This is a genomic window from Mesorhizobium sp. L103C131B0, assembly GCF_000502275.1.
In the GTDB taxonomy this organism is placed as follows: domain Bacteria; phylum Pseudomonadota; class Alphaproteobacteria; order Rhizobiales; family Rhizobiaceae; genus Mesorhizobium.
Genome location: NZ_AYXC01000028.1, coordinates 35,230 through 45,866, shown reverse-complemented (window position 1 = coordinate 45,866; position 10,637 = coordinate 35,230). Strand labels below are relative to the sequence as shown.

The following is a 10,637-nucleotide window of genomic DNA, read 5'->3' as shown; positions in this document are numbered from 1 at the left end:
TCCTCCGGCGGACAAGAAAACTGTCACCCATGCTATCGGTCCATTCTGTTACCTATCTATCCGGTTCGGACAGGCTCCCTTCCTCTCCCTCCGGAGGAGGGAGAGGTGGCGCCGCGAAGCGGTGACGGAGTGGGGGAAGGCGCTGGTCAAACCCGCAGTCGCAAACAGGCACAACCCGGCGAGCAAGAAAACAGCCACCCCTTATTGCCGGTCCATTCTGTTACCTATCTATCCGGTTCGGATAGAATGCCCTGCCCGCGACAGCACTACCCGAACAGCTGATCCAGAATCCTTCCCTCCAGCCTGGCAAGCTCGACCGAACCGCGCCGGCGCGGCCGCGCCACCGACACGTCGAGATCGAGCGCGATGCGGCCCTCGTCGATCACCACCACCCGGTCGGCGAGCGCAACCGCCTCGGCGACGTCATGCGTGACCAGCACGGCGGTGAATTTTTGCTCCAGCCAGATACGTTCCAGAAGCTGCTGCATTTCGATGCGGGTCAGCGCATCGAGTGCGCCGAGCGGCTCGTCGAGCGCCAGAATCTTTGGCTGTCCGATCAGGGCACGCGCCAGCGCCACGCGCTGCTTCTGGCCGCCCGAGAGCACCGAGGGCCATTCGTCGGCGCGGTCGGCGAGGCCGACTTCACCCAGGATGGCGAGCGCGCGCCGCCTGGCTTCCGCACCGGTGGCAAGCCCGGTCAGTCCGACCTCGACGTTTTTCACCACGCTGGCCCAGGGCAGCAGCCGCGGCTCCTGGAACATGAAGCGGCTCTCTTCCCCCGCGCCGGCCTTCGCCTCCGGCCCGAATGACAGGGATCCAGCGGTTGGCCGATCGAGCCCGGCCAGCAGCCGCAACAGCGTACTCTTGCCGCAGCCGCTCTTGCCGATGACGGCCACAAACTGTCCGACGGGCACATCGAGATCGATGCCGTCGAGCACGACCTTGTCGCCGAAGCGCTTTTCCACGCCCTTGAAGGCAAAGGCGCGCTGCCTGTCGACGGCCTCCTCCGGCCGTGACGGTTCCGGCGCGGCGACGAAGGAACGGATGGCGGTCAGGCTGGCGGTTGGCATCGAACCCTCAGGCGTTCTGGAAGGCGGGATGCCAGCCGAGCGACAGCCGCTCGAGCAGGCGGGCGAAGCTGTCGGCAAGCTTGCCGAGCAGCGCATAGATCAGGATCGACAGCACGACGACATCGATCAGCAGGAATTCGCGTGCCTGCATGGCCATGTAGCCGAGGCCGGAACTGGCCGAGATGGTTTCGGCAACGATCAGCGTCAGCCACATGATGCCTAAGGCATAGCGTAGGCCGACGAAGATCGCCGGCAGCGCGCCGGGCAGGATCACCTGAAAAAACAACGCGCGGCGGTCCATGCCGTAGACCCGGCCCATCTCGACCAGATGCGGGTCGACGCTCTGGATGCCGAGCAGCGTGTTGACGTAGATCGGGAAGAACACGCCGAGCGCCACCAGGAACAGTTTTGCTTCCTCGTCGATGCCGAACCACAGGATGACCAGCGGGATCAGCGCCAGATGCGGGATGTTGCGGATCATCTGTAGCGTCGTGTCGGTCAGGCCGCGGCTGAGCGCCGACAGCCCGTTGGCAAGGCCGAGTGCAAAGCCGATCGAGCCGCCGATGGCAAAGCCGGCCAGCGCGCGCAGCGTGCTGACGCCGATGTTCTGTATCAGCTCGCCCGACAGCGTCAGCCGCCAGAAGGCCTCGGCCACCGCGCTCGGCGCCGGCAGCACATTGGCCGGCATCACGCCGGCGCGGCTGGCGGCTTCCCAGCCAATTATGACCAACGCCGGCAGCAGCCAGCCGATGCCGTTCTGTTTGACCCGTTGAGCCAGGCTCATGACGACGCCTGAAGGCGGTTGGCGCCGTGGAACCCGACGGCGAATTCATTGGCGATGTGCTCATGCGCCCGTGCCCGCCTGGTGCCCAGGCCGAGACGCGGGAACAGAAGCTCGGCGACGCGGTAGGCTTCCTCGAGATGCGGGTAGCCGGAGCCGATGATGGTGTCGATGCCGATCGCCTGATACTCGCGGATGCGCTCGACGATCTGCTCGGGCGAGCCGACCAAAGCTGTGCCGGCGCCGCCGCGCACCAGGCCGACGCCGGCCCACAGATTGGGCGAAACCACCAGCCTGTCGCGGCGGCCGCCATGCAGTTCGGCCATGCGCCGCTGTCCCACAGAGTCCATCTCCCTGGTGAAGCGGGCCTGGGCATTTTCGATCTGGGCATCGGTGACGTGGCTGATCAGCCGGTCGGCGGCGCGCCAGGCCTCTTCCTCGGTCTCGCGCACGATGAAATGAAGCCTGATGCCGAAACGCAGTTTGCGGCCGCGCCGTTCAGCCTTTTTGCGCGCCGCGCTGAGTTTTTCCGCCACCTGCGCGGGCGGCTCGCCCCAGGTCAGGTACATGTCGACGAGATCGGCGGCGAGCTCCTGGCCGGCATCGGACGAGCCGCCGAAATAGAGCGGCGGCCGCTCCTGTTGCGGCAGAAGGTCAAGGCGGCCATTGTCGACGCGGTAATATTTGCCGTTGAAGTTGACGCTCTCGCCCCGACACCAGCGCGCGCCAGATGGTCAGGAACTCTTGCGCTTGCGCATAGCGCTCATCATGCGGCAGGAACACGCCATCGCCGGCAAGCTCGGTCGGGTTGCCGCCCACGACATTGAGCAGCAGGCGGCCATTGCTCAGCCGGTCGAGCGCCGCCGTCTGGCGCGCCGCGAAGGTCGGCAACGTCACGCCGGGCCGTAGCGCCACCAGGAATTTTAGCTTTTCCGTCAGCGCTGCAAGGCCGGAGGCGGTGATCCAGGAATCCTCGCAATTCTGCCCGGTCGGCAAAAGCACGCCGGGAAAGCCGAGCCGGTCGACGGCCTGTGCGATCTCCTTGAAGTAAGCGAACTCCGGCGGCCGCTGCTGCTGTTCGGAGCCGAGATAGGAGCCGTCGCCATGCGTTGGAATGAACCAGAAGAAATCGAGCGGGCTGGCTTGCGGATTGGCTGGAGCGGTCATGGCGAAATCCCTGAAGCGGAAACGGCAAAAAGGCGCCGGGCGTTTTCCGCCCGGCGCCGCACGTGAAAGTTCAATTGCCCGGTGCGGTCCACACGGCGTCGGAGATGCGCACCGCATTCGGGATCAGTTTGAGCTTGTAGAAGCGATCGGCGGTCGCCTGCTGGCCGGCGATGATCTCGTCGGTGATCGGGAAGATGCCGAATTTGGTGCGATTGGCGGCGATGGTCTGCGCGTCGAGCGGCACGCCGGTCACCTCATGCAGGGCGGCGGCGACCTTGTCGCGATTCTGGTCCGCCCATTTCGCCGCCACGCCGAGCGCCGCTATCGTCGTGGTGATCGTCTCCGGATGCGCCTTGGCGAAATCCTTGTTGGCGAGGAAATAGGTGTTCACCTTCAGCACCTCGCTGGAGCGCGCCAGCACGCGCGGCTGGTAGCGTGTCTCGGCGATGGCGTAGAACGGATCCCAGACCGCCCAGGCATCGATCTGGTCGCTGGCGAAAGCCGCCGCAGCATCGGCCGGGCTGAGATAGACCGGGGTGATCTGGTCGAAGGGGATGTTTGCTTTTTCGAGTGCCGCGACCAGCAGATTGTGCGCGCTGGTGCCTTTGCCGACGCCGATGCGCTTTCCCTTGAGGTCGGCGAGCGACTGGATCGGCGATGCCGGCTTGACGAAGATCGCTTCGCCGTCGCCATTGGCCGGCAGTGCCGCCGCATAGACGATGTTGGCGCCGGCCGACTGGCCGAAGATTGGCGGTGCGTCGCCGGTCCAGCCGACATCGATGGCGCCGACATTAAGCGCCTCGACCAGCGGCGGGCCGGCGGTGAATTCGACCCATTTCACCGCGACGCCCTTGTCGCTCAGCGCCTTCTCGATCACCTGCTGCTGCCGGGCGATGACCGGCAGGCCGGTCTTCTGATAGCCGATGTTTAGCTGCTTCAACTCCTGCGCCGAGGCACTGAGCGAGGCAGCAATGCCCGCCGCCAAAAGGCCAAGGCCGAAAACGCGTCTGGTCAGGCTGAACATGATCCCTCTTCCTTCGCTGCGAACCGGCGCCGGGAAGGGCTCCCTGCCGTGGATGAGAGACAAGGCTAGGTAGGTCTATAAATTTAGTAGAGAAACGATTTTGCGAGTTGGCTGCTTGACGTGGAAATATTTTCTTCAGAACCCAGCGCTCGTCATCCTAGGGCGAAGCAAGGAGCGAAGCGACGCGGCGCAGACCCTAGGATCCATGCCGTGACGTTTGCCGTAGAGTGGAACGGATCAGAATGTCGCTTGTGCGCGAACCGAGGCTCGATACCCTGAAACCATGACCGGCTACGTCTACATGACTGCAAGCCAAAAACGCGGCACGATCTACATCGGCGTCACCAACGATCTCGCCCGCCGCATGCCTGAACACAAATCCGGCCAGGGCGCAGGCTTCACCAGCCGCTACGGTGTTCAACGGCTGGTCTGGTATGAGGAATTCTTCGACATCACCGATGCCATTCAACGCGAGAAGTCGCTGAAGCGATGGCCGAGACAGTGGAAGATCGAACTGATAGAGAAGGCCAATCCGGAGTGGTTTGAGCTGTTTCGCGGAACCGGGTGGTAGGCGCCCGGTTTGTTGCTCCCCTGGAGCGTAGCATCAGCGTCTCGGCATGGATCCTAGGGTCTGCGCCGCGTCGCTTCGCTCCTTGCTTCGCCCTAGGATGACGAAATCGCGAAGGCTGGCGCTAATCACCATCACCTCACTGCGACCAATACTGCCAGGCCCAGTAAAATCCCTCGTCGCGTGGCGGCAGGCGGTCGCGTTCGGCGTCGAGTTGCACCGGGGCCGGCGATTTCGGTTGCGGCTGTGACGACGAGTTCTCCCGCCAGGCGAGCAGCCAGCTGCCGAGATGGGCGAACAGCACCGCGGTGGACTGGGTCATGACATCACTCCTTCTGTTCCGGGGTCGGCGGTCGCCGTGCTGCGAAGGGAAGCAGCCGGTCAAACCGGCAGAAACTTGTTGTCATTCCTTTCCCGCCCACGGAACCAGCTGACGCTCGATCCGGCGGATGATGAATTCCAGCACGAAGGCTATTGTCGCGATCACCACTATTCCCATCACCACGACATCGGTGACCAGGAACTGGGCGGCCGACTGGATCATGAAGCCGAGGCCGCGCGTTGCCGCCACCAGCTCGGCTGCAACCAGCGTCGACCAGCCGGCGCCGAGCGCGATGCGCAGGCCGGTGAGGATCGACGGCAGCGCGCTGGGCAGGATGACATGGCGCACCACTTGGCGCTGCGTCGCACCAAGCGAACGGGCCGCATCGATGCGCTCCTTTGAGACACCGCGCACGCCCGAGGCCGTCGACAGCGCCACCGGCGCCAGCATGGCAATGGCAATCACCAGGATCTTTGACGGTTCGCCGATACCGAACCAGATGATGACCAGCGGCAGATAGGCGAGCGGCGGGATCGGCCGCAAAAATTCGAGCAAGGGATCGAAGATGCCGCGCCCGACCGTCGAAATGCCGATAGCCAGCCCAACCGGAACGCCGATGACGATGGCCGCGAGCAGCGCCGCGAACACGCGGCCGAGGCTGGCGACGATATGCTGGAGCAAAGTCGCGTCGACGAAGCCGTCCTTGATCACCACGATGAACTTGGTCCACACGGCGGCGGGCGACGGCAGGAACACCGGCGACACCAGTTGCAGGCGCGCAGACAGCGCCCATGCCGCCAGCGCGGCCACGATGGTGACGGCGCTGATCGCCCGCGAGGAAACCCCGCGCCGCTTCCGCACCGGCCGCGACCACGGCACCGAAATGGCATCGGCCTCGCCGGTCCCGGCGGCCGGCCGCTCGCTGTAGGAGGCGACGCTCATGCCGCCTCTCCTTCGAAGATCGCATCGGTCAGCTCGCCGCGCGCCGCGGCAAAGGCCGGATCGGTCTTGATGGCGCGGATCGGCTCGCCTGCGGCATAGCGCCGGCTGAAACTGGTCTCGAATGTCCGCACCACGCGGCCCGGTCCGGGCGCCAAAACGACGATGCTTGTGGCCAGCACCAGCGCCTCCTCGATGCCGTGCGTGACCATCAGCACGCCGACCCGGCTTGCGGTCCACAGGTCGAGCAGCGTCGTCTGCATGCGCTCGCGCGTCAGCGCATCGAGTGCGCCGAGCGGTTCGTCGAGCAGCAGGAATTCCGGTTCGGCGGCGAGTGCACGGGCGAGTCCGACGCGCTGGCGCATGCCGCCGGACAATTCCCAGATGCGTTTGTCGCCGACGCCGTCAAGCTTGACCAGCGCCAGCAACTGGTCGGCGCGGCGCGCCCGCTCGGCTTGCGGCACGCCGCGCAGCCTGAGCGCAAAGGCGACGTTTTCACGGGCCGTCAGCCAGGGAAACAGCGCATCGTTCTGGAACACGACCGCCCGGTCGGAGCCTGGGCCGGTGATCGGCCGGCCGCCGATCGTGGCGACCCCGCGCGCGGGCTCGACCAGGCCGGCGGCGACATTGAGCAGCGAGGTCTTGCCGCAGCCGGAGCGGCCGACCAGCACGACGAAATCGCCCTTGGCGACATCGATGGAAACCCGGTCGACCGCCGGCGCTGCCTGGCCGTCATAGTGAACCGAGACCTTGTCGAGTACGAGATGCGGGTGGAGTACGAGATGCGGCATGAAAAGGGGCTCCGGAAGAAAATCAGCCTGCCCCGGCCCTCGTTGAGCGGATCCGGGACAGGCAGCACGCGGCGTCAGGGAAGAGGAAACCGCGCGTGTTCAGAGCAATTCCAGGAAAAGTGTGAAGCGGTTTTCCGTCCGGAATTGCGTAAAACTGAAGATCAGTTCGAGGCCAGAGCCTCGGTCACGTATTTCGACGACACGTATTTCGAATAGTCGGGCAGCACGGCGTCGATCTTGCCCTGCTCCTTGAGGAAGGCCGAAGCTGCCTCGATCGCCTTGACCGTGCCGCCGCCGAGCAATTTGTCGGAAGCCTGCTCTTCCAATGTCGGGAAGACGTAACCCTTGAGGAGCTGCGGCATCTCTTCCAGTTTGGCGCCGGTGATCTTGGCGATCTTGGCCGCTTCCGGCGACGAAACCGACCATGCCTCGGGCTTGGCCAGGAACTGGGCATAGGATTCGCCGGTCACCTTGACGAAATCGCGCACGGCGTCCGGGTTCTTTTCGGCGAAGTCGGTGCGCACGATCCAGGCGTCGAAGGTCGGCGCGCCCCAGGCGGCAACCTGCGAGGAATCCAGCACCACCTTGCCTGTCGTCTTGATCTGGCCGAGCGCCGGATCCCAGACATAGGCCGCGTCTATGTCGCCGCGAGCGAACGCGGCGGCTATTTCCGGTGGCCTGAGATTAAGGATTTCGACCGACTTCGGGTCGACGTTTTCGTGCTTCAGCGCGGCAAGCAGGCTGTAATGCGTGGTCGACACGAACGGCACCGCCACCTTCTTGCCGGCGAGGTCGGCGATCTTCTCGATGCCGGATCCGTTGCGGGCGACCAGCGCCTCGGACTGGCCGATCAGGCCGACGACAAAGATGGTCTGGATCGGCAGTTCGCGGCTGGCGGCCGCGGCCAGCGGACTCGAGCCGACATAGCCGATATCGACCGAACCGGATGCGACGGCGGCGATGACATCGGCGCCGGAATCGAATTTGCGCCAGTCGATCGTGGCCTTGGTCGCCTTTTCATAGGCGCCGTCGGCTTGCGCCACTTTGGAAGGTTCGACCACCGTTTGGTAGCCGATCGTGATGTTGAGGTCCTGCGCCTGGGCCGGGCCGAGGAAGGCCGCACCCGCCAAAGCTGCCGACGACAGGAGGACAATGCGTCGCGAAATGCTGGACATGAAAGGCTCCATGAAAAATGAGAAAAACCGGATGCCTGTTCATAGTCAGCTAATTCTATCATTCTTGTAGAGTTAAATCGTTCCAAGGAAAAAGCACTTGTTAGAAAAAAACCAACGGCTGATGCGGGCGCGGTGACCGGCCCGTGTCGGACCGTGCACAAACGCAAACGGCGCCCCAAAGGTGCTGAAGAGTTGGTGGTCCTGCCAACCCTCGCTACGGAAGAGGCCTGATTTGGTGCTCGGCGCGCCGCTTGCGGCCTGCCGCAGGATCGATGTCGAGCCGTTGAGCCTCACCGACTTCCGCAGCGACGGCCACCGCTGGATGCTGCGGTCAAGCGGCGTGCCGGTGGCCGCCAAGGCCGCCCGGTCTCAGAGCGGCAAGGCGGCGTCCTGATATCGGGCGCAGGGCGGCGCCCGAGTTGTCGGGAGTCATGTTTCGCCGATCCGCGGGCTGCGACCCAAAATTCCTGGCGAAGCCCCAAATGGCGCAAATCCATGCTGTAAAAGACGGTTGATTTGAAAACACGTTCCGCGTGTTCGAGGGTAAGTATAGTAATCTTATCGACATTGGGAGCAGGAGCCGCCGCTCATCGCCGCAATCTCTCGCGGCTGGCTGTGACCGTAACGGCACAAAGCCTTGCTAAAGTGGCCCCTGCGGCGTGAAAACGAAGCAAAATCAAGGTTTCTCGGCTTGTATATCATGTCAGTAGAATTTATGTGTCGAAGCAGCTTGCACGCGGCGGGGAGGCACGTCAGGCGTTTCGCAACCGATGGTTCTGGGCCATCGCCTGACAGAGAAACATTCGGTCTATGCTCACCAAAAAAGGCAAGTACGGCCTCAAGGCGCTGGTCCATCTGGCGCAACTGCCGACGGGACAGCTCGCCTTTGTCGGCGACATCGCCAGCGGCAACAACATTCCGAAGAAATTCCTCGATGCCATTCTGGGCGAATTGCGCAATGCCGGTTTCGTCCAGAGCCGCAAGGGCAAGGATGGCGGCTATCGCCTGGCCCGCCCCGCCGACGAGATCAAGGTCGGCCATGTCGTGCGCGTCCTCGACGGACCGCTGGCGCCCATCCCCTGCGCCAGCCGCACCCAGTATCAGCGCTGTGAAGACTGCAATGAGGCGACATGCCAAGTCCGACATCTGATGCTCGAGGTCCGGCAGGCGATCGCCGAGGTGCTCGACCAGCGCACGCTGGCCGAGATGCGCGACATCGTCCTCGACGACCTTCCGGTCGCGAGGGACATCGACGAGCTTGCGCCGGCGCAAAAGGTCCCCGCCTGATCCTGAGCGTGCTCGCATGAGCGTCGCGCGCGCCAATTCGATCATCCCCAGCTCGATCATCATCGTCGGCGGCGGCGCCAGCGGCGTCGTGCTTGCCGCGCATCTGCTGAAGTCGCCCAACCCGGACCTTCGCGTCACGCTGATCGAAAAGCGTCCGCATTTCGGCCAGGGCATTGCCTATTCGACGCTCTTATCGGCGCACGTGCTGAATGTCAGCGCCGCGGGGATGAGCGCCTATGCCGACGATCCCCTGAATTTCTGGCGCTGGTTGCAGGGGCGCGGCCTGATAAGCCAGGAACAGACGCCGCAGACACCCTTCTATGCGCCGCGCAGCGTCTATGCCCGCTACCTCAAGGAAGTGCTCGACGAGCTCGAAGCGCGCGAAAAGGAAACCGGCCGTCTCAGGCTGATTCGCGAGGAAAGCCTGTCGATCTCGCCGACATCGTCCGGTGTCGAAGTGGTGCTGGCCAACGGCACCAGCGTCGTCGCGCATCTGGCGGTGCTTGCCACCGGCCACGACGAGCAGCCCGGCGCCGGCCAAGGTCATGCCATCCGCATGGGCACCGAGGCCGACACAGCGCTCGATCCTGAAGCCCGCGTGCTGGTGCTGGGCACCGGGCTCAGCATGGTCGATGCCTTTCTGTCGCTCGAGCAGCGCGGCCATCGCGGCGAGATCGTCGCCGTGTCGCGGCGCGGCCTGCTGCCGTCGCCGCACCGCAAGGGCAACCCGATCAAGCTCGACGTCGCCGACATTCCGCTCGGCACGCAGCTCTCCTATTTCGTCGGCTGGTTCCGCGACCTGATCCGAGAAAACCAGAAGGCCGGCATCGACTGGCGCGACGTCGTCGATGGGCTGCGACCCTTCAACCAGAAGATCTGGCAGAACTGGCCGTCCTCGGCCAAGCGCCGCTTCGTCGAGCACACCAAGGCCTGGTGGGACATCCATCGCCATCGGCTGGCGCCCGAGGTGCATGCCCGCGTCACCGAGGCGGTGCGCACCGGCCGCATCCGCCCGGTCGCCGGCCGAGTCGTCGGCATCGAGGCCGGCGATGGATTCACCGTCGGCATCCAGTCCCGCCACACAAAGGCGCTGGAAACGCTGCAGGTCGCCCGCATCTATGATTGCACCGGCATCGCCCGCGACATCTCGACGACGTCGAACAGCGTCGTGCGCTCGCTGGTCGACCGCGGCCTGGCGCGGCCCGACCCGCTGCGGCTTGGCCTCGATGTAACGGCCAAGTGCGAAATCATCGCCGGCGACGGCACCGCATCGGCCAAGATCCTCGCCGTCGGGCCGCTGACCCGCGGCACCTTCTTCGAGATCGACGCCATCCCCGACATCCGCGTGCAATGCGCTAGGCTGAGCAAGCAGCTGCTGGGGTAAAGCTGTTGACGTCGGCGGGATAGCACGCCCCTCAGAGGGGGGTGGGAAGGATCGCTACGGAGGGTGTTGGGCTTGAGTCCAAAGCCGGCCTAAAACTGGAATTCCATTCCCCCTCTCGCCGGTTGATTG

At 64.5% G+C, this 10,637-nt stretch carries 11 protein-coding genes and 1 pseudogene; 4 read left to right on the top strand and 8 right to left on the bottom strand.

What is annotated here, in order from left to right; genetic code table 11:
- Positions 1-266: 266 nt before the first annotated feature.
- The 4 genes and pseudogenes from X730_RS137390 to X730_RS137400 all read right to left on the bottom strand — a co-directional run bounded on the left by X730_RS137390 (position 267) and on the right by X730_RS137400 (position 4,042).
- A complete protein-coding gene (locus X730_RS137390; RefSeq protein ID WP_023827556.1) occupies positions 267-1,070 on the bottom strand; it encodes an ATP-binding cassette domain-containing protein in 804 nt (267 codons plus the stop codon).
- Between the two features lie 7 nt (positions 1,071-1,077).
- Positions 1,078-1,854 carry an ABC transporter permease subunit gene (locus X730_RS137395; protein WP_023706945.1) on the bottom strand — a complete coding sequence of 259 codons (777 nt, stop codon included), beginning with the start codon at positions 1,852-1,854 and terminating at the stop codon, positions 1,078-1,080.
- Positions 1,851-3,018: pseudogene (gene ssuD / locus X730_RS01000000164925) on the bottom strand (FMNH2-dependent alkanesulfonate monooxygenase). Before ssuD ends, X730_RS137395 begins: the two are co-directional and overlap by 4 nt.
- Before the next feature lie 70 nt (positions 3,019-3,088).
- Positions 3,089-4,042 (bottom strand): sulfonate ABC transporter substrate-binding protein, encoded by a 954-nt coding sequence (locus X730_RS137400; RefSeq protein WP_023686046.1) that lies wholly within the window; start codon positions 4,040-4,042, stop codon positions 3,089-3,091.
- A 283-nt stretch (positions 4,043-4,325) separates the two neighbouring features.
- Between X730_RS137400 and X730_RS137405 the strand changes: the two genes are divergently transcribed.
- Positions 4,326-4,613, top strand: coding sequence for a GIY-YIG nuclease family protein (locus X730_RS137405; RefSeq protein WP_023710330.1), 288 nt, complete (start codon positions 4,326-4,328; stop codon positions 4,611-4,613).
- A 136-nt stretch (positions 4,614-4,749) separates the two neighbouring features.
- Here the strand turns inward: X730_RS137405 and X730_RS137410 are convergent, their stop codons facing one another.
- From X730_RS137410 to tauA, 4 genes are all read right to left on the bottom strand, one after another.
- Positions 4,750-4,932 (bottom strand): hypothetical protein, encoded by a 183-nt coding sequence (locus X730_RS137410; protein WP_023816132.1) that lies wholly within the window; start codon positions 4,930-4,932, stop codon positions 4,750-4,752.
- Between the two features lie 81 nt (positions 4,933-5,013).
- Positions 5,014-5,874 (bottom strand): ABC transporter permease subunit, encoded by an 861-nt coding sequence (locus tag X730_RS137415; protein ID WP_023827555.1) that lies wholly within the window; start codon positions 5,872-5,874, stop codon positions 5,014-5,016.
- The gene (locus tag X730_RS137420) at positions 5,871-6,662 is read right to left on the bottom strand and encodes a taurine ABC transporter ATP-binding protein (RefSeq protein WP_023827554.1); all 792 of its coding nucleotides are present in this window, start codon (positions 6,660-6,662) and stop codon (positions 5,871-5,873) included. Before X730_RS137420 ends, X730_RS137415 begins: the two co-directional genes overlap by 4 nt.
- Before the next feature lie 161 nt (positions 6,663-6,823).
- Complete coding sequence (gene tauA / locus X730_RS137425) at positions 6,824-7,837, bottom strand: taurine ABC transporter substrate-binding protein (RefSeq protein WP_023827553.1); 1,014 nt, start codon at positions 7,835-7,837, stop codon at positions 6,824-6,826.
- Positions 7,838-8,069: 232 nt separating this feature from the next.
- On the opposite strand from tauA, the gene X730_RS1000000167845 reads away from it, so the two are divergent.
- From X730_RS1000000167845 to X730_RS137435, 3 genes are all read left to right on the top strand, one after another.
- A complete protein-coding gene (locus tag X730_RS1000000167845) occupies positions 8,070-8,231 on the top strand; it encodes a hypothetical protein (protein ID WP_023706948.1) in 162 nt (53 codons plus the stop codon).
- A 416-nt stretch (positions 8,232-8,647) separates the two neighbouring features.
- Entirely contained in the window at positions 8,648-9,124 is a 477-nt protein-coding gene (locus X730_RS137430) for an Rrf2 family transcriptional regulator (protein WP_023692934.1), read from the top strand.
- A gap of 16 nt (positions 9,125-9,140) precedes the next feature.
- A complete protein-coding gene (locus tag X730_RS137435) occupies positions 9,141-10,508 on the top strand; it encodes an FAD/NAD(P)-binding protein (RefSeq protein WP_023692935.1) in 1,368 nt (455 codons plus the stop codon).
- The last annotated feature ends 129 nt before the right edge of the window (positions 10,509-10,637 follow it).